At 48.9% G+C, this 19,888-nt stretch carries 16 protein-coding genes; 4 read left to right on the forward strand and 12 right to left on the reverse strand.

The window, feature by feature from the left end:
• Nucleotides 1-67: 67 nt before the first annotated feature.
• The gene (locus HMPREF3091_RS18475) at nt 68-610 is read right to left on the reverse strand and encodes a fimbrial protein (RefSeq protein ID WP_004093258.1); all 543 of its coding nucleotides are present in this window, start codon (nt 608-610) and stop codon (nt 68-70) included.
• A 763-nt stretch (nt 611-1,373) separates the two neighbouring features.
• Here HMPREF3091_RS18475 and HMPREF3091_RS18480 point away from each other — a divergent pair.
• Nucleotides 1,374-1,595 carry a putative periplasmic lipoprotein gene (locus HMPREF3091_RS18480; protein WP_004093259.1) on the forward strand — a complete coding sequence of 74 codons (222 nt, stop codon included), beginning with the start codon at nt 1,374-1,376 and terminating at the stop codon, nt 1,593-1,595.
• A gap of 85 nt (nt 1,596-1,680) precedes the next feature.
• Here the strand turns inward: HMPREF3091_RS18480 and HMPREF3091_RS18485 are convergent, their stop codons facing one another.
• Entirely contained in the window at nt 1,681-1,872 is a 192-nt protein-coding gene (locus HMPREF3091_RS18485) for a hypothetical protein (protein WP_004093260.1), read from the reverse strand.
• An 89-nt stretch (nt 1,873-1,961) separates the two neighbouring features.
• On the reverse strand, nt 1,962-2,888 hold the full coding sequence (locus HMPREF3091_RS18490) for a LysR family transcriptional regulator (RefSeq protein WP_070717881.1): 927 nt from the start codon (nt 2,886-2,888) through the stop codon (nt 1,962-1,964).
• A 148-nt stretch (nt 2,889-3,036) separates the two neighbouring features.
• Here HMPREF3091_RS18490 and lysA point away from each other — a divergent pair, with 148 nt between their 5' ends.
• The 3 genes from lysA (at nt 3,037) to hycA (ending at nt 7,432) form a co-directional block, all read left to right on the forward strand.
• Entirely contained in the window at nt 3,037-4,299 is a 1,263-nt protein-coding gene (gene lysA, locus HMPREF3091_RS18495; RefSeq protein ID WP_070717884.1) for a diaminopimelate decarboxylase, read from the forward strand.
• A gap of 197 nt (nt 4,300-4,496) precedes the next feature.
• Entirely contained in the window at nt 4,497-6,656 is a 2,160-nt protein-coding gene (flhA, locus tag HMPREF3091_RS18500) for a formate hydrogenlyase transcriptional activator FlhA (RefSeq protein ID WP_070717899.1), read from the forward strand.
• Nucleotides 6,657-6,967: 311 nt separating this feature from the next.
• On the forward strand, nt 6,968-7,432 hold the full coding sequence (gene hycA, locus HMPREF3091_RS18505) for a formate hydrogenlyase regulator HycA (protein WP_004093272.1): 465 nt from the start codon (nt 6,968-6,970) through the stop codon (nt 7,430-7,432).
• Between the two features lie 56 nt (nt 7,433-7,488).
• Here hycA and hypE read toward each other — a convergent pair whose 3' ends face one another.
• From hypE to fdhF (HMPREF3091_RS18550), 9 genes are all read right to left on the reverse strand, one after another.
• Complete coding sequence (gene hypE, locus HMPREF3091_RS18510; RefSeq protein WP_070717887.1) at nt 7,489-8,517, reverse strand: hydrogenase expression/formation protein HypE; 1,029 nt, start codon at nt 8,515-8,517, stop codon at nt 7,489-7,491.
• A 13-nt stretch (nt 8,518-8,530) separates the two neighbouring features.
• Nucleotides 8,531-9,646, reverse strand: coding sequence for a hydrogenase formation protein HypD (hypD, locus tag HMPREF3091_RS18515; protein ID WP_070717888.1), 1,116 nt, complete (start codon nt 9,644-9,646; stop codon nt 8,531-8,533).
• A 13-nt stretch (nt 9,647-9,659) separates the two neighbouring features.
• Nucleotides 9,660-9,956, reverse strand: coding sequence for a hydrogenase maturation factor HybG (gene hybG, locus HMPREF3091_RS18520; protein WP_004093282.1), 297 nt, complete (start codon nt 9,954-9,956; stop codon nt 9,660-9,662).
• A complete protein-coding gene (gene hypB / locus HMPREF3091_RS18525; protein ID WP_035503519.1) occupies nt 9,947-11,068 on the reverse strand; it encodes a hydrogenase nickel incorporation protein HypB in 1,122 nt (373 codons plus the stop codon). The genes hybG and hypB overlap by 10 nt, the downstream gene beginning before the upstream one ends.
• A gap of 17 nt (nt 11,069-11,085) precedes the next feature.
• Nucleotides 11,086-11,427, reverse strand: coding sequence for a hydrogenase maturation nickel metallochaperone HypA (hypA, locus tag HMPREF3091_RS18530; protein ID WP_070717902.1), 342 nt, complete (start codon nt 11,425-11,427; stop codon nt 11,086-11,088).
• A gap of 109 nt (nt 11,428-11,536) precedes the next feature.
• Nucleotides 11,537-13,837, reverse strand: a complete 2,301-nt coding sequence (gene hypF, locus HMPREF3091_RS18535) for a carbamoyltransferase HypF (RefSeq protein ID WP_070717891.1) — start codon at nt 13,835-13,837, stop codon at nt 11,537-11,539.
• 207 nt (nt 13,838-14,044) lie between these two features.
• Entirely contained in the window at nt 14,045-16,306 is a 2,262-nt protein-coding gene (gene fdhF, locus HMPREF3091_RS18540; RefSeq protein WP_083321465.1) for a formate dehydrogenase subunit alpha, read from the reverse strand.
• Nucleotides 16,307-16,428: 122 nt separating this feature from the next.
• Nucleotides 16,429-16,974, reverse strand: a complete 546-nt coding sequence (hydN, locus tag HMPREF3091_RS18545) for an electron transport protein HydN (RefSeq protein ID WP_008815112.1) — start codon at nt 16,972-16,974, stop codon at nt 16,429-16,431.
• A 448-nt stretch (nt 16,975-17,422) separates the two neighbouring features.
• Nucleotides 17,423-19,567 carry a formate dehydrogenase subunit alpha gene (fdhF, locus tag HMPREF3091_RS18550; RefSeq protein ID WP_083321466.1) on the reverse strand — a complete coding sequence of 715 codons (2,145 nt, stop codon included), beginning with the start codon at nt 19,565-19,567 and terminating at the stop codon, nt 17,423-17,425.
• Nucleotides 19,568-19,888 lie beyond the last annotated feature (321 nt).

Raw genomic sequence — 19,888 nt, forward strand, 5'->3', positions numbered from 1 at the left:
GTCAGGAATAATGTTCTATCCAAGGGTGAAAATAAACGCGGGAATGCTCCCGCGTTGTACGGCTGATTTATTGATAATCAATCTGGAAGTTAACGGTAGATTGGAATGCACCTGGAGTCACAGCACCTGATGCATTGTCAGCTTTCAGATAAGCGACAAATGGGATCTTGTTAGTGCCGTTAACCAACTGAACTGGCGTCATTTTTTGGCCCCAAACCACGTTGTTACTTGCGTTGTCTTTCAGACCGATACCTGCGCCTGAAGCAGTGCCAGAAGTGAAGGCAGCTAAGGTATTATCGGCTGTATTAATGGTATTTGGGTTATAGGTAACAGTCGCAGTTTTTGCCACAGTAGTATCGCAGTCCTGCAATTCAATATTCTTCTGAATATTGCCAGCTTGCTGGCCATTAGCTAAAGCAGAAGTTGGGATCTGACCAAAATCAACAACCACTGGGCTAGATGATGGCGCTAAACCACAGGCAGAGTTAACCAGTTCGCCCTGGAATTGAATTTCACCTGTAGTTGGAGAACCCGTGTAAGCCGCGAATGCAGTCATAGACGTCATGCCAGCAGCTAAAGCTGCAATAATTACCAGTTTATTCGTTTGCATATTGTATATTCCTAGAGATTTAGCGTATTGCTATCAATAAGTAACAGCACATGTTGAAAATTTATGTACTTGCTACTCTATTTTATTCAGTGGTTTTAAATGTCGATTTTTATTAAATGAAAGATATTTCATAAATCCATTTAACAAATCAATATTACAATTATTTTGTTTATACATAAAAGGCTTTGCTAATCAATAAAAAGAATTCGGTATATTTTTCTAATTGTTATTTTATCCTTAGAGGTTCAGATCGTTTGTTAACAATGCTTGTGCCACTGTTGGAATAAAAGTCCTGATATCTGGATTTATTTGGAATGTTCCTAGTTAATCCCATCATGAATTAGGATAATTCCTTATGGTTTTATTTTTAAATAATTTAAATTACAAAAATGCAACATGTTGATATTATATAAACCTTAAACTTATGAGGTTTATTCTTAATGCTTTAATAATTTGGCTCTAGGAAAATATATAAGGTATAAATTCTTGGCAGGTTTTGATGGCGTGCTGGAGTAAGGTAATGCTTTTGGTTGAGGGTTAACTTATTTGCTTAAGACTTTTCTCTGGATTGATTATATCTTGTTATTTGGCCGCTAAATGGGCGTTGGGGCCAACATGCATCTGATCGTCAGAGTCAATTACGGCATCACACTCTTTACAATCCAAATACTTTGCAACTATTCATTACTCTCTCATCGTGCGTAGAGTGCTAGAGTTGCACCTGAAGCATGTTGCTTAAGGCTTGAGCCTCTTGAGGTGTACCATGAAAAAGTTAATTGCTATCGTGCTGTTTTCAACGCTGTTAGCGGGTTGTGCAACAGAATCGCCTTGTGTGCCGAGCTATGATTCTGAAGGGCGACTAGTACATACCAATACCTGTATGAAAGGCACGACTCAGGATAATTGGGAGACGGCAGGGGCTATTGCTGGTGGTGCAGCGGCGGTTGCAGGTCTGACGTTGGGTATCATAGCGCTAACTAAATAACGCTATCGTTTAGATGTCGTTAGCGGTAGACAAACAAAAACTCAGCCTAGGCTGAGTTTTTGTTTTAGTGCTTAGTAAAGCTACATTATTCTTTCTTTTCATCTTCATAGCGTGTTTTTGCGTCCAGTGCTTCTTGATGTGTTGGATGCTCGCTGATTAATGTATTGGGACGAGGATGATCTGCCCGCAGCTCATACCAAATTTCAGTTGCTCCCTGTGTACCTTTACGGATTTCAACGATCTCTGCATGTCTTGGATAGGGCGGTTTACCTGCCATTTTTGCTCCTTATTGTCTGATGAAATCGGTGTCATAGTTCTTTTCAGTATAGACAATGTTGGAGGATGCTCAGATAAAACCGACGATTCTTAGAATGGGGGTAAAGACCCTTTAAGGCGTAGATAGACCTCGGAAATGTAGCCTTCCAGATGAGCAATAAAGGCTTCAACCAGAGCCGAAGAAGGGCGATGCTTCGGTACTATCAGACTTACGGTAAAGGGGACGTCAACGCTAAAGGGCCGGATTTCTACGCCACACCCTACGAAATCCAGCGCGGTGAGCGGATTGACAATCGAAACGCCAACGCCTTGGCACACCATTGCACAAATAGATGCGGCGCTGTGGGTTTCTACCACCATCTGGCGACTAACCTGCTCGCGATGAAAGAGTGCGTCTAGCGTTTGGCGATAGGCATCGTTAGGCGACAGGCTGATATAACGTTGTTCCTCAAAGTCTTGCGGTGTCAGCCGTTCTTTACTGAGCAGTGGATGATTGCTCGGTAGTACGCAAATCTCGTTTAAGGTTGCCAGTGTCCGACGTTCAGTGCCTGGTGGCGTATAAGTGTTCTCTGTTAATCCAAGATCGTAGCGCTGTGCGGATAGCCACTCTTCTAATAAAGGAGACTCTTGTGGAATCACATTTAGGCTTACGTCTTGGTACTCGCCCAAAAATGTACGGCAGACATTGGGCAATAGAGACTGCGAGAACGCGGGCAGACAAGCAATAGAAAGCTGAGCCTGCTGGAATTGTCGAATGTGAGTTGCAGCGTCAACGATGCGCTCAATGCCATAGTATGAACGTTGTACTTCCTCAAAGAGTTGTAGCCCCTGTGCGGTCGGTCTCAGTCGCCCACGGACTCGGTCAAATAGAGACATCTGCAGCAGTTTTTCAAATCGAGCTAACTCACGGCTGACCGTGGGTTGTGACGTATTTAGCAATGCCGCGGCTTCGGTCAAATTGCCTGTCGTCATTACCGCATGAAAGATTTCGATCTGACGCAAAGAAATAGCAGACATGGTCGACGAACTCCAAGCGAGATAAAGCCATATCATAAATGAATAGACTTGTCCTAAATAGATATTTTATTAAAGGCACACTCAGTGGCAATAATCAAAGCACAACATCAAATAACCACAAAAATAGACTGACCGCCGAGAGGATGCCATGCCACGTTCGCTAAACGATCGCACTACTGCGCTGAATGCCGATAATCTCATTACGCTACCGTCACGGTTTGGTTGCCCTGTATGGGTTTATGACGGTGAGATCATTAAACAGCAAATTGAAAAACTGCGCGAATTTGATGTGATTCGTTTTGCGCAAAAGGCCTGCTCGAACATTCATATTTTGCGGTTAATGCACCAGCAAGGCGTGAAGGTGGATTCCGTTTCTTTAGGGGAAATAGAACGTGCACTGCTGGCGGGTTTTCAACCTGGAGGCTCGCCAAGCCAAATCGTGTTTACCGCTGATGTACTTGATGAAGCGACGATTGCTCGTGTGGTTGAACTGAATATTCCCGTTAATGCTGGCTCAGCCGATATGCTTAAACAATTGGGTGAACGTTCGAAAGGGCATCCGGTCTGGCTGCGTGTGAACCCAGGGTTTGGTCATGGCCACAGCCAGAAAACAAACACCGGAGGCGAGAACAGCAAGCATGGTATCTGGTTTGAAGAACTGCCGCAGGCGCTGGCATTAATCAAACAATACGATCTAGAACTGATTGGTTTGCATATGCACATTGGTTCAGGTGTGGACTATCAGCATCTCGCGCAGGTTTGCGACACGATGGTACGTCAGGTGATCGAGTTAGATCATGATATTCAGGCGATCTCGGCGGGCGGCGGCTTATCGATCCCTTATCAGCAGGGGGACGAGTCGATTAACGTTTCTCACTACTATGGCTTATGGAACGACGCGCGCGAACGTATTGCTCGTCATTTAGGTCATCCTGTGCATCTGGAAATTGAGCCGGGTCGCTACTTGGTTGCTGAGTCAGGTGTGTTGGTGGCGCAGGTTCGCGCGGTGAAAAATATGGGTAGCCGCCATTTTGTTTTGGTTGATGCGGGTTTTAACGATCTCATGCGCCCTGCAATGTATGGCAGCTATCATCACATTTCTCTCTTGCCTGCGGATGGGCGAGACGTGACTGATCAGCCGCAGGTTGAGTCTGTGATTGGTGGGCCGCTCTGTGAATCGGGTGATGTGTTTACGCAAAAAGCGGGCGGGGAAGTTGAAACTCGTTCAATACCGGCTGCACAGGTAGGCGATTATCTGGTTTTCCATGATACCGGTGCATATGGTGCGTCGATGTCGTCGAACTACAACAGCCGCCCGTTGTTACCAGAGGTGTTGTTTGAAAACGGTGAGTCGCGTTTAATTCGCCGTCGTCAGACGATTGAAGAATTATTGGCGCTAGAGATGGTATAATTTTACCAAATATAGTTATTTATGGTTTCATGTGCGTTAGCGAATTGTTGACGCACATGTTCAAAGAATAATGGTTATTATTTGCCACCATTACCATGGCAATAATTGTCATATTTAAGCATTCAGATCATATCTATTCAGGTTTTCTTTCCCGTAAAATAACCGACCTAATCATTTCACGCGCATCATCTTCAGTTATGAATACCGTCAAAATACAGTCTTCGACCAGAATGAATCCGGTCTGGCAGGATATGCTGCATCAGGCCACACAAACGCTGCTTGCTCAGCGAACCCTCTCTGAGCTGATGCAGGCTCTCCACGGCTTGTCATTTTCCGTTATTCGTTTTGATCGCGTTAATATCTTGCGCCTTGATCCTCTGCATAACCGTATAACGCATTATGGCTATGAGCCTGAAAGCAAACAGATGCAGTGTTCCAATGATGTTTTATTGGCGGAAGGACCGGGGGGAAAAGTGTGGGCGGATCAGCAACCTATTTGCTGTCAGCGCGAGCAGTTTATTCAGCAGTTCCCACAGGTTTCAGAATTAGCGCAGTATCGATCTCTTAATGTTTATTATCAGCTACCGCTGACGACACCACGCCAAAGACTAGGCGGCATTGAATTTATTAAACACGGCAATCAACAGTTTAGTGAGAGCGAGTTGGCATTGGCGCTGCCGTTGGCTGATGTGGTTGCCAGCGTACTCGAGAATATTCTCGAGCGCGAACATGTTCAGCTTGAAGAAGAGAGCCTCCGCCGCGAGCGCGATCACTACCGTATTTTAGTCGACGTAACCAATGCCGTGACCTCTAAGCTAGAGCTAGACGCTCTGGCCGCTGAGGTCTCCAAAGAGATCCATCGTTTCTTTGGTATTGATTACATCGGCCTATCTATTTTTGATGAACAGGAAGATCGCTTCAAAGCCTATGTGGCCTGTTATCAAAGTGGAAAGCCGGTGCTGCGCGAGCAAAAGTACTTACCGCTGGAAGGTTCTCTTGCTCAGCAGGTGGTGCAAAGTGAAGAGATGCTGTTGATGGATTTGCAGGACTCCACACGTTTGGCGCCACAAGATCGTCAGTTAGCGCAGATGTTAGAGTTTGGTCATCAGACGATTTGTCAGCTTCCGCTGGTCTTCGGCAACAAAGTGTTGGGCGTGCTCAAACTAGCTCAATGTCAGCCGGCCATCTTCAGCGATAACAACCTTAAACTGCTACGCCAAATAGCGGCTCGTATCGCTATCGCGGTGGACAACGCGCTGGCCTATGGTGAAATTTCTCGCCTGAAGGATAGTTTGGTTCATGAGAACCGTTATTTGACCGAGCAAATTCGCCAAGATAGTGATTTTGGTGAGATTGTGGGGCAAAGCGCCGCCATCAAAAGCGTGCTAGAGCAGGTCGAAATGGTCGCTTCTAGTGATTGTAGCGTCTTGATTCTGGGAGAAACCGGAACAGGTAAAGAGCTGATAGCGCAAGCCATTCATAACCTGAGCTCCCGTAACCAAAAACGCATGGTGAAGATGAACTGTGCGGCTATTCCAAGCGGGCTGATTGAAAGCGATCTGTTCGGTCATGAAAAAGGGGCTTATACCGGAGCAACGTCGCAGAGAATGGGGCGTTTTGAGCTAGCAAACAAGAGCTCACTGTTTTTGGATGAAGTGGGAGATATCCCTCTCGAGCTACAGCCTAAACTGTTGCGAGTACTGCAAGAGCGCGAAATTGAACGTCTGGGGGGGAATAAAGTTATCCCAGTCGATGTGCGCCTGATTGCGGCCACCAATCGTGATTTAAAGCAGATGGTTCTGGACCGTGAATACCGTAGCGATCTCTACTATCGCCTAAATGTTTTCCCTATCGTGATCCCGCCGCTGCGAGAACGCCCGGAAGATATTCCGTTACTGGTTAAATTCTTTACGCGCAAAATTGCCAAACGGATGAACCGTACCATTGATAGCATTCCAACGGAAACCATCCGCATGCTGTGTGATTTGCCATGGCCGGGGAATATTCGTGAATTGGAGAACATCATTGAACGCGCAGTCATTTTGACGCGTGGCCCAGTGCTGAATTTACAGCTTAACGAACTGCAATATCACCTTTCCCCTCCGTTGGTGAACAAGCCTGCGAGCGAAATGCCGTCTTCTTCCTCGACATGGACGATGCCAAAGGCGTCTAAGCCTGCCGAAAAAGTACCGCATGAACAAGACGGCGAACTTAGCGAACGCGAACGTATTCTCAATGCTCTGCGTGAAACTAACGGTATTGTGGCTGGACCACGCGGTGCTGCGGCTCGCCTAGGATTGAAACGCACGACACTGATTTCCCGTATGCAGCGTCTAGGCATTTCTGCTAAAGACTGATTTATCTCTTATGACTCGGGCGAAAATTGGCTTTTTTCGCCCGTGACATTTTCTTCGACATAAATGTCGAAGCGTCATCATTCCTCGTTTCATCATCACATTTTTTACGCCTTCTTAATAAAATATCCAAGCTAACCAATTGAATAATATCAATTAATTGTTCATTTTTCTTTTTGGCACGGATTATGCTTTGTATGGGTTGAAACGTTCAACGCTGCTGGATTACGGCCTGATTGAGCGTCAAATCTATCAATGGGGCGAAGCCCTGAGTAACAAACTCCAACCCACAATGTGGAGCGAGGCAAAGAAGCATGAAGGTCAGCGAATTAACCGAAAAGTCGCTTTATATCCATGACAAAAATGAAAAATTAATGGCGCAATGGGCTCTGTACAAAAGCAGCCTGATCAAAGCCGCGACCTCTTCAAAACTGAAGATTTTTCATGAGTTCAGCTGCGGGGATGGCGATAGCGTTAACTTCACCGTGTTTGATCACTTTATGGTTGAAGTGAAGCTGGCAGATGAGTTCTACAGCAAAAAAATTCAGTATGGCCTGCGTATGAACGATGAACAGGGTGAAGATCATTTTGTTGAAATCAGTCATTCGACAATCGATGAGAATGGCCTGATTGACGGTACTGTCAACAATCGCTCTATGGATGCTGTGCTAGAGCACTATCTGGATAAAATTCACGACCTGTACGAGACTTTGTATCAGGCGATGAATACCAACCAGCCTGTGCGGGAGTTGTTGGTGGGTAAATTAGGGGCGCACTAGTTTGCCTATCCACTTCTGGCTCCATAATGGCGGCCAGAAGTGGATAAATATGTTTCTTAGCAAATCCTTGGTAACGGCTCGCTATGCGGTAAATCTAGCAGGCGTGAAGTGCCATACATTCCCGTTAAACGCACCTGTTTGCCTTCGGTAACTTCACCAATGGTAGCCGCATCTACGCCGAGTGGGTGTGCATGCAAGCTATCCAGTACCGCTTGTTCAGCTTCAGGCGATACGGCGATAACCAATTTCCCTTCATTGGCGAAGTTCAGCGGTTCTAGACCTAATAATTCGCAAATGCCTCGCACGGCATTTTTTACCGGCAGTGACTGCTCAATCACATCAATACCGCATCCGCTGGCGTTGGCGAACTCATGCATAATGGCAGTAACTCCACCGCGTGTAGCATCTCTCAAAGCGCGTACACCTGGAATATTGCGTAAAGGCGCAATCAATGGAGCGAGGACAGCGCAATCGCTGATCAATTCGGCTTCAAGCCCGAGTTGCTCGCGCAAATTTAGGATCGTTGCGCCGTGATCGCCCAAGGTGCCGCTGACGATCAGTTTGTCACCCGGTTGAATTTCAGAGGCTCCCCAATGGATATCATTAGGGATCGCACCGATACCTGCGGTGTTGATAAAGATTTTATCTGCTGCACCGCGCTGCACAACCTTAGTATCGCCGGTGACGATCTGAATATTGGCGGCTTTAGCGGTTGCAGCCATGCTGCGCACGATCTTTTCCAAATCCTGCAACGGCAATCCTTCCTCAAGGATAAAGCCACAGGAGAGGTATTTGGGCTGAGCACCGCTCACCGCTAAATCGTTTGCAGTGCCACATACGGCTAATTTGCCGATGTCGCCGCCGGGGAAAAAGACCGGATCGATAACGTAGCTATCGGTCGTGAAAGCTAGACGATCGCCGTGCTGATTAAAAATGCTCAGCGGCAGGCGAGCCTGATCTTCACGTTCATCTAAAGCGGGATTGCTAAACAACGGTAGAAACAGCGTATCCAGTAGTTGTTGCATGGCGCGACCACCGCTGCCGTGCGCCATTGTGATCACATCATCTTTAGACCATTCACTCATTATTCGTACCTTTTTATTCAAGCCCACGACGATATTGGTAGAACGCCGCACAGGCTCCCTCAGATGAAACCATCAAGGCGCCAAATGCGTTTTGTGGATTACAGCCTTCACCAAACAGAGGGCAGTCGGCGGGTTTACAACGGCCGGTCAGAACATCACCACAGCGTGCTCGTGGATCGTCTGCCACTTTCTGTTCTTGAGGATGAAAGCGCAGTTCGGCATCAAATTGAGCATAAGCAGGGCTTAAGCCAACGCCAGAATGAGCAATTTCTCCCAAGCCTCGCCATTCGCTGCTGTCTTTGGTTACAAAGACTTCATCTAATACTTTTTGCGCAATAGCATTACCGTGATCGGGAACGATGCGGCGATATTGATTTTCGACGCTGCAACGCTCTTCTGCTATCTGAGCCACCAGCATATCCAAGGCTTGTAGGATATCCAGCGGTTCAAAGCCGGTAATCACCAGCGGCTTATGGAAATCTTCACAGATAAACTCATAAGGATGAGCCCCTATCACCATGCTGACATGACCCGGCGCGAGGAAGCCGTCGATGCGCACGTCAGGCTGCTGTAATAAGCTACGCAGAGTTGGAGTAATGGTGATGTGCTGGCAGAAAACGGTAAAGTTTTTCAGCCCTAGCGCTTTAGCCTGCTGCAAGGTTACCGCGGTGCTTGGCATGGTGGTTTCAAAACCAAGTCCAAAGAACACCACTTCTTTATCAGGGTGTTGCTGAGCCAGCGTTAGTGCATCAAGCGGAGAGTAAACGATACGAACATCTGCGCCTTTGCGTTTAGCATCTAGCAACGAGCCATGGCGTCCGGGTACGCGCATGGCATCCCCAAACGTGCAGAAAATCACGTCTGGTTGGTTAGCTATTTCAACGCATTCGTCGATACGTCCCATTGGAAGAACGCAGACAGGGCAACCGGGGCCATGCACAAACTCGATCTCTGGCGGAAGTAATTGATCCAGCCCGAATTTGAAGATCGCATGTGTGTGCCCGCCGCAAACTTCCATCAGCTGTAAAGGAAGTCGGCAGTGTGAAGGCAAGGAACGAACCCGTTCGGTAATACGCTGAACTAGCTTTTTCGCCAGTTCAGGATTGCGGAATTCATCAACGAACTGCATATCTTATATCACCTTACTTTTCACTGACCTGTGGCGCTGGCTCGCCATTACGGAGAAAGTAGCCAACGTCTTCTTCGACTTCTTGCATTGCCATTAATGCGTCTAGCGTATCTTTGGCTTCAGCCTCATCCAGAATGCTCATGGCAAAGCCTACGTGAACCAATACCCACTGTCCGAGCATATCTTGCGGTGAGCCCTCGCAGACCAACGCAATATTGACTTCGCGTTTCACGCCGCATACGTCGACCGTGGCCATTTGATGAATATCATCGCCAACGGCAACCACCTGTCCCGGAATTCCTAAGCACATACATTTGTCTCCAACCAAGCTAGCCAAGCGTCCATACCTTCGCCGCTGGTGGCAGAAAGTTGAATCACGGTGATCTGCGGATTTACACGTTTAGCGTTGGCGATGCAGGCTTCAACGTCAAAATGCAGATACGGTAGCAGGTCGATTTTATTGATGATCATCAGGGAAGAGGCTGCAAACATATGAGGGTACTTCAGCGGCTTATCTTCGCCTTCGGTAACGGACAGAACGGCTACTTTATGGCGTTCGCCTAAATCAAAACTGGCTGGGCAAACCAGATTTCCGACGTTTTCAATAAACAGCAGGCTGTGGTCTGGTAGATCCAGACGATGCATGGCGTCGTGCACCATTTGAGCGTCTAAATGACAGCCTTTACCGGTATTCACCTGAATGGCGGGCACACCAGTGGCGCGGATGCGTTCAGCGTCGTTGGTGGTTTGCTGATCGCCTTCAATGACGGCACAGCTATATCGATCAGCAACACGCTTCAGCGTTTCGGTTAGCAGCGTTGTTTTGCCTGAACCGGGGCTGGAAACCAAATTTAGCGCAGCAATATGCTGTTGGGTAAAGTGCTCACGGTTGTGCTCTGCCAGATGATTATTTTTACCAAGCACGTCTTGTTCGATTTGCAGCATACGGCGCTGAGTCATGCCGGGCGCGTGGCTACCCGCTTCACCTTTGCCGTAGTGCAGATCGTTGTCCTGCTGTTCTGGCACGAATTTTTCTTCGTGTGTGTGCTGGTGTTTACCTTTGTTTTTATTCTTATTTTTATGCTTGTGCTGATGATCGTGAAGATGCAGTTCGGCATCAGAAGCCAAAACATAATTATAGTGATGATGATGCACGTCGCCGGTGTGGTGGTAATGGTGATGGACGACGACGGTCTGTGGGTGCTCATCTTGTGCGTGGTGGTGATGCCCATGGTGGTGTTCATGGCCGTGGTGTTCGTGGTCATGATGGTGGCCGTGCGCATGTTCATGATGATGCTCATGTTGATGTTCGCCACCATGCGGGTGTGTATGCCCGTGTTCATGGTGATGCTCATGATCGTGATGATGATCGTCGCCTTCAATACGCTGTTCGCCAGCCGCGCAACCGCAGGTAGTACACATAAATTCTCTCCCGAAAACTATTCGATTTCGATCTGTTTGATTTGCATGCTGTCGCCGCTGTCCACGCGCAGATTATGGCTCTGGCAGTGTGGGCATCCGGCGTCATGCGCAGATACGGTGATTGACTGACTACAGTCCCAGCACCATGCCTGTGCAGGCTGGGTGGTGATGTGTAATTTGCAGCCTTCGGCCACGCTGCCGCGGCAGACGATGTCAAAACAAAAATGTACGGCGTTCTCTTCAATACAGGATAGCGCACCAATCTCCAGCCACACGCCCGTTACGCGCTTCACGTTGTTGGCTTTAGCCTGCTGTTCAATGATGTCAAATGCGCTTTGGCATAGAGTCAGTTCATGCATAATTATGATCTTATTTTTTATGGCGGGCATATCCTCGGCGAATACACCCGATGAGACCTTGATTACCGTCATTAGATAACGCATTGGCGGCACCGTGGTAGCGTGACGTTTATGTCTTTGCGATCGTCCTCGCATCCGATAGCTGTACGGCAGCGATCACGGCTTGTCCAAGCGCTAAGGCGCCATCGCCAGCAGGTAATTTCTGTGGCAGCAACAGTGTGAAATCCGCTAAGTTTTGATGTAACAGCTGGCGCAGTAAGCGGTTATGCAATACGCCCCCCGACATCACGATAGTGCGACAATTTTCAGCCTCGGCATGCACGCGAACTAAATCCGCCAGCCCTTGGGCTAGTGCCGCATGAAATGCGTAGGCTCGCTCTTCTGGAGGTGCCTGCCAGCTTAACCACTGCTGCCAAAACGCCGCCATATCGAGGTTATGTTGTTCATCCAAGGGGAGGGATACGGGCGTATTTTTGCTTTTTGCCTGCTGAGCTAACGCTTCCAAGCGGCAGGCGGCTTCACCTTCAAAGCTGATGGCTTCTGCACAAATATTTAGCGCAGCGGCGGCGGCGTCAAATAATCTTCCCGTAGAGGAAGCCAATGGACTATTAAGATTACGCTCGACCGCTCGCTGTAAAATCTGCCATGGCTGCGACAAAATAAATTGGGCTTCAGGATATTGCTGCCAATGGGGGACGAAGCGTAGTAGCTGCGCTAAAAGATTACGCCACGGCTGCCGAGCCGCTAAGTCTCCGCCGGGCAGCGCAACGGCAGGTAAGCCGCCTAGGCGCTGCATTTGCCGATAATCGACCCGCAGACACTCTCCACCCCATAGCGAATCATCCGTTCCGTAGCCGATACCGTCGAGCGCAAGCCCAATGAGCGGTGGTGTATCCAGCGCAATGTTGTGCTCGGCCATGCACGCGACTAGGTGGGCATGATGGTGCTGAATTGGAAAACAGGTTAAAGCCGCCTTTTCTGCCCACCGTTGAGCGAGCTGAGTACTGGCATAGGCTGGATGCAGATCGCAGGCCAATGCTTCAGGTACAAACTGATAGATTTGGTGCAATAGCTCCCATGTTTGGGTGAATTGCTGCTGTACGCGCTCGTCGCTCAAATCACCGAGATGTTGGCTCAGCACCGCACGGTTACCCTTCAGAAGGCAAAACGTATTTTTTAAATCTCCGCCGACGGCGGCAATCGAGGGTAAATGACGAAAATCCTCTGGCAGATCGAAGCTGTCAGGAACAAAACCGCGTGAACGGCGCAGCATTTCGCTGCCGTTAGTGTGCCAGCGAATAACGGAATCGTCAGCGCGCTGCACGATGTCGCGATTATGCAGTAACCAAATATCGGCAATGCCGGTGAGCTCGTGCAGCGCTTGTTGGTTGCTAAGCGCGGGTGGTAAACCATTGGCGTTACCAGAGGTCATGACAAGCGGGCGTCCGATCTTTTGTAGCAGCAGATGGTGCACAGGATTGGATGGCAGCATTACGCCGACTTCGTCTAGGCCAGGCGCAATGCCATCAAGCACTAACGATGATTTTGGGATCAGAACAATAGGGGCAGCGGGACTCTTCAACAGCGTGAGTAAATCGGCTGAGACTTCTTCTCGGCAGAAGGCGCGCACCCAATGTTCATCGGGCAACATAACGGCCAACGGTTTTGCAGGGCGTCGCTTGCGCTCGCGGAGTAATCGTACAGCCTGTGGATTGGAGGCATCACACGTCAGATGGAATCCACCAATCCCTTTGATGGCGGCAATACCGCCGTTAAGCAATACGTCGATCAGTTCTTTCCACGCCTGCAATCCCGTGAATGGTTGTCCTCCAGCCCTATTACTGCACCACAAATGAGGGCCACAGTCGGCGCAGGCAGTCGGTTGTGCATGAAAACGCCTGTTGGCGGGATTTTGGTACTCTTGAGCACAGGTTGGACATAGCGGGAAGCTAGCCATGGCGGTGAAAGGGCGATCGTAGGGCATACGGTGAATAATGGTGAAGCGTGGGCCGCAGTGGGTACAGTTGATAAATGGATAGCCAAAACGGCGATTGTCGGGATCGCTCATTTCCCGTAAACACTCAGGGCAGGTAGCCGCATCGGGCACAATCTGGGTGTCCATTTTGCCTTTACCACTTTCCACAATGCAGAATTCATCGGGCAGTTCGCCGCCAGTCCACTCGTGTTCACTGATGCTGTCAATACGTGCTAACGGAGGGCATTCCTGACGCAACAGATGACAAAAATAAGCCACGTCGGCAGGTAAACGCAGCGCGATTAATACCCCTTGAGCATCATTACTGACTTCGCCTTGTAGTTTTAAGCGTTGAGCGAGTTGCCACACGAAGGGTCTAAAGCCAACACCTTGGACTTTGCCTTTCACTCTCAGCAAGATTGATTGTTGACTCAAAGGGGCTCCTGAACACTAACTCGTGGGAATGACAAAACTTCGCCACATCGAAGAAGCCTATTTTCCGTACTTAAGCGATAAACATCTTTGATGTGGGGCAGCGAGCATGCAAAAAGGGTTAAATAAATACAGTGATAGCTTTCCCATTGTGCAGTGCTAATGCCCTCCCCAAATTCGGGGAGGGGATATTAAACAGATTGAGAATGGTTAAGCGTGCACCATCCTGCGCTCTGCATCTTCAACGTGATGGCGAAGCCGCGATTTCATCTCGTTATAGGTCTGAGAGGCGTATGTCTCAGCCCAATCCTGATCGATAATTGGCTCAATCCGTACCGCGCAGTATTTGGTTTCTGGCGTTTTTGATACCGGATCCAAATTATCCTGCGTTAGCTCATTACAAGCGCCAATCCACCACTGATAGGTCATATAGATCGCGCCTTTGTTGATGCGTTCGTTGTAATTACAGCGAGAGATAACCTTGCCACGGCGGGATTCAACCCAAATAATCTGTTGATCGAGTATGCCCATTCTCTGCGCATCTTCGGGATGGATCTGAACAAATCCAGGCTCATCGGCCAGCGTCTGTAGCGCCACGCAGTTGCCCGTCATTGAACGACAGCTGTAGTGACCGACTTCGCGTACGGTACAGAGCACCAAAGGATAGTCTGTATCGGGTACTTCAGCGGGAGCGCGCCAAGCGGTGGCGAATAGCTGACCCTTACCGGTTGGTGTATCGAAATGGTTATCTTTATATAGGTAAGGCGTGCCCGGATGATCTAACGTTGGACACGGCCACTGTATATGGCCCATTTCACCTATTTTTTCGTAGGTAGCACCGTAATAAAGTGGGCATAGCTCACGTAATTCATCCCAAATTTCTTCGTTGCTGTTGTAATGCATCGGGTAGCCCATCTCGGTCGCCAACAGGCTGATAATTTCCCAGTCGCGTTTAACGTTCCCTTTCGCTTCGATGGCCTTGCCAAAGCGTTGGAAACCACGATCGGCGCAGGAAAAGATTCCACCGTGCTCGCCCCAACTGGTGGCGGGTAAAATCACGTCGGCTTGCTCGGCTGTTTTAGTCATGAAGATGTCTTGCACAACGACAAATTCCAAAGCCTCGAAGCCCTTGCGAACTAGGCCTAAATCAGCTTCGGTCTGTAATGGATCTTCGCCCATGATGTAGTAGGCTTTTACCTTACCTTCTAACGCCAGATGCGGCACTTCAGTGATCCGATAGCCGACATCGGGATCCATGTCTTCGACGTTGATGCCCCATGCTTTGGCAAATTTGGCGCGTATTTCAGGATCGGTGACTGACTGATAACCCGGAAACTCATTGGGTAGCACCCCCATATCGCAGGCGCCTTGCACGTTGTTTTGCCCACGAACGGGCCCTACACCAACGTTAGGACGGCCTAAGTTACCGGTGAGCAAGGCTAGACCCGACAAGCCTTTCACGACGTCAACGGCCTGACCAAATTGTGTCACGCCCATGCCCCACATGATGGTAGCCGAAGGGGCTGCAGCGTAGGTGCGCATGGCTTGACGAATATCTTCGGCAGGAATACCCACGAGTTTTTCAACCGCTTCTGGACTGTAGTCGGCGACAATTTTGCGATACTCCTCGAAACCCTCGGTGAAATTAGCGACGTAGCTTTTATCGTAGAGGTTTTCTTCAATCAGCACATGCGCAAAAGCGTTAACCAAAGCCATATTGGTTCCGTTTTTCATTTGCAGGTGCTGATCGGCAATGCGTGCGGTTTCTATTTTTCGTGGGTCGCACACGATGATTTTGGCGCCTTTTTCTTTGGCTTTGATCACGCGGCGGGCGACGATAGGATGAGAATCCGCGCAGTTATAGCCAAATACCAGCAAACATTGAGAGTTTTCAATATCGCTGATGGAGTTACTCATGGCACCGTTACCCAGCGTTTGTTGCAGGCCTGCAACCGAAGGGCCGTGGCATACGCGCGCGCAGCAATCGACGTTGTTATTGCCGGTTACCGCACGTGCAAATTTCTGCATGACATAGTTGGTTTCGTTACCGGTTCCGCGAGAGGAACCGGTATGCATAATCGATTTCGCACCGTACTTTTGTTTGATTTCTTTTAGACGCTGAGCGGTATAACGAATGGCTTCGTCCCAAGAGACGACCTCGAACTTTCCACCTTTCTCACGGCGGATCATGGGCTCATTCAAGCGTGGCGTAAGCAGTTTGGTGTCGTTAAGAAAGTCCCAACCGAAATACCCTTTCAGACATAGTTCGCCCTGATTGGTGACCCCATTGGCGCCCTCTGCGCGTACTATTTTGCCGTTTTCAACACACAGGTTAATTTTGCAACCTGCGCCGCAGTATGGGCAGACGGTAACAACTTTGCTTTTCCCAACAACATCGTTAACTGCAACGTTGTTGTTCACGACATCAAGATTATTGACAACAATTTGATTATTCACGATAGGTGAATTCATAACGAGACCTTACCCCGAACCGGGGATAATGAATGGTTGTTAATCAAGTCCTTCAGTTTGAAGCCGCAGTTAATTCACTGCGACGTCAATCAATAGGGACCAAAACTGCTTAGCGAAAAGAGTTAAAACATGAAATCAATGGTGGTATCGAGTGCGGCACGGCGGCGTTTTTCGTTGATCAGATCCTGCATAGCATTGCGATCGATCAGTTTCAGCGCGTTGGTTGGGCAGGTTTCTACGCAAGCGGGGCCATTTTCACGGGTGTGGCATAGATCGCATTTGTTAGCTTCGGCTTTAGACGAAACCATCATAGCGGAAGCACCATTTTGGCGAACGACCGGCGAGGTTACGACTTCCATCGTGCCATATGGGCAAGCCACCACGCAGGTTTTACAGCCGATGCATTTTTCTTGTGATACGTAGATGAAATCTTTCTGGCGAGAGATAGCACCGTTCGGACAGACGTTTGCGCAAGGCGCGTCTTCACACTGGCGACACAGGATAGCGGTGCTAACGTTTTGCCCTTTAATCACGTGAATGCGTGGAGTGAAGTTGTCTTTGGACAGGTTGTGAAGTTCGCTATCTTCACGGTGAGCCATGACGCAGGCGACTTCACAGGTGCGGCAGCCGATACATTTTTTAGGATCTGCAATGACGAACCGGTTCATCAATTAACTCCTGATTTCTCATTATATTTGGTGGGGCAGAACGGAACTGCCCGTGCTCAGATTGCTTATCGGTACTAGCAAGCACACATCATGCCAACTGTATTTTGTTTGTGTTTTTTTGTTTTAAATTAGTGAGTTGCTTCTAGCACTTATTTAAGATGAATGAAAAGAACAGCGTGAAAATTCAACCTCGACAGGAGATTCGACAGAAGTGTCGAACCATTTTCGCTATTACCATGTGCCACATTATCGTTGGTCTAGGAATGTGGCTCGTTGATCTTGGTGGTGATAATCGGCGTGTTAATTTGATAAATCGAAAATGTTGATCGCTTAGGTGATTGAGTTAGCGATGATTAACTTTCTTAAAATGAGAAACGAATATGATAAAAAACGCCCGACATTGCAGCTAAGCAATGTCGGGCGTTGGTTCCAACTTTGGCTGAAAAACTTATCCTTCAGCGGCTACGCGTAGGCGGCGTTTGATGTTGTCGTACTCACGTACTACGTACTGTTCGGCTTCTTCCTGATCTTTGATTGCATCAACGCTGACGGCACAGTATTTGTACTCCGGCGTTTTGGTAATCGGACTCAGGTTTTCTGCTACTAATTCGTTACAGGCACCGATCCACCACTGGTACGTCATATAGACCGCCCCTTTATTTGGACGATCGCTGACCGCTGCGCGGGTAATGACTTTACCCTGTCGCGAACGTACCCAAACCAGCTCTTGGTCGCGGATGCCCAAACGTTCGGCGTCTGCGGTGTTGATTTGGATATACCCCGGCTCATCGGCCAGTGCGGCCAACGCTTTACAGTTACCGGTCATAGAGCGGCAAGAGTAGTGGCCTACTTCACGTACGGTAGCGAGCACCATTGGGAACTCGTCGCTGACTTTATCAATCGGTGGACGCCATTCGCAGGTATAGAACTGACCTTTACCGTTTGGTGTATCGAAGTTACCGCCTTCGTACAGGTATGACGTTCCCGGACTGTCGAGCGTTGGGCATGGCCATTGAATGTAGGCCAAATCGGCCATTTTTTCGTAGGTCGCGCCGTAGTAGATCGGACACAGTTCGCGCAGTTCATCCCAGATTTCCTGCGTATTGTTGTAGTGCATCGGGTAACCCATCGCGGTGGACATCAGGCTAATGATCTCCCAGTCGCGTTTGACATCACCTTCAGGCTCTACCGCTTTGTAGAAGCGCTGGAAACCACGGTCGGCTGCGGTGTATACCCCTTCATGCTCACCCCAAGAGGTTGCAGGCAATACAACGTCTGCAATTGCGGCGGTTTTGGTCATGAAGATATCCTGCACAATCAGAATATCCAGCTTTTCAAAAGTACGGCGGATAGTGGCCAGATCCGGTTCGGTTTGCAGCGGATCTTCACCCATCACGTAGTGTGCTTTGATCAAGCCGTGATCGATATTATGTGGAACTTCGCTCAACGCGTGACCGATATTCGCTGGCAGGGACGGAACCCCCCAAGCTTTGGCGAATTTTTCACGAGCGGCTTCGTCAGTCACATACTGATAGCCCGGATAAGTGTTTGGCAGCGCACCCATGTCGCAGGCACCCTGAACGTTGTTTTGTCCACGAACTGGGCCTACACCAACGTGTGCTTTACCCAGATTACCCGTCAGCAATGCCAGACTGGTTAAGGTACGCACGGTTTCGACACCCTGATAGAACTGGGTAACACCCATGCCCCACAGAATGGTTGCCGTTGGTGCTTTCGCATACATGCGGGCTGTTTCACGGATCATCTGAGCACTGATACCGGTGATCTCTTCAACCGATTCTGGTGTGTATGGCATCACCAAATCGCGGAAGGTTTCAAACTCTTCGGTATGCTGTTCGATGAACTCACGATCGTGAAGATTTTCTTCGATGATGACGTGTGCTAAAGCGTTCAGCAGTGCAATGTTAGAACCGTTTTTCAGCGGAACATGAATGTCAGCGATACGCGCGGTTTCAATGAAACGCGGGTCGCAAACAATAATTTTAGCCCCTTTCGCTTTCGCCTTGATGATGCGGCGAGCCACGATAGGGTGGGAGTCCGCGGCGTTATAACCGAAGACGAAAATGCATTGAGTATCTTCAATCTCGACGATTGAGTTACTCATGGCGCCGTTACCGACCGATCGCTGCAGACCTGCAACCGAAGGGCCGTGTCAGACGCGCGCGCAACAGTCGACATTGTTAGTGCCGATGGTTGCGCGGGCAAATTTTTGCATCACATAGTTAGCTTCATTACCAGGACCGCGGGAAGAACCGGTGGTCATGATAGCGTCAGGGCCGTATTTCTCTTTCACAGCCAGTAAGCGGGAACTGGCGAACTCAATGGCTTCTTCCCATGAGACATTTTCCAGTTTTCCACCGCGTTCACGACGGATCATTGGTGACTTCAAGCGCGGAGTCAGGATTTTAGTATCGTGGATAAAATCCCAGCCGTAATACCCTTTCAGGCACAGCTCGCCTTGGTTCGTCACGCCATTCGCACCTTCAGCGCGAATGATTCTACCGTTATCGACCACCAGATTAATTTTGCAACCTGATGCGCAATAAGGGCAGACCGTGATGACTTTCTTCATCAACATTGCTCCTATTTTATTCAGCCGGAAGGGACAGAACCCGGCTCATATTCATACCGCTCGGCAATCCAAGCGTTATTTAATGTTTATTCACCCTATTTATATGCATGTACTGTGCCAGTTTTATACCCCTTGCGGGGGATGGCTAATACCTTGAACTATAAGGGGTCTAGGGGGCAGAGTGTGCTGATCGACATCATCAAAGAGGTGACGAGTTCGACAGTTTTGTCGATATTTGGTGGGGAATGGGGAATGGGGAATGGGGAATGGGGAATGGGGCTGTGTGTGGTTTCGTACGCCTAAAGCATCGAATATCACATA

The organism is Hafnia sp. HMSC23F03 (assembly GCF_001816025.1).
GTDB classification, from domain to species: Bacteria; Pseudomonadota; Gammaproteobacteria; order Enterobacterales; family Enterobacteriaceae; genus Hafnia; species Hafnia paralvei.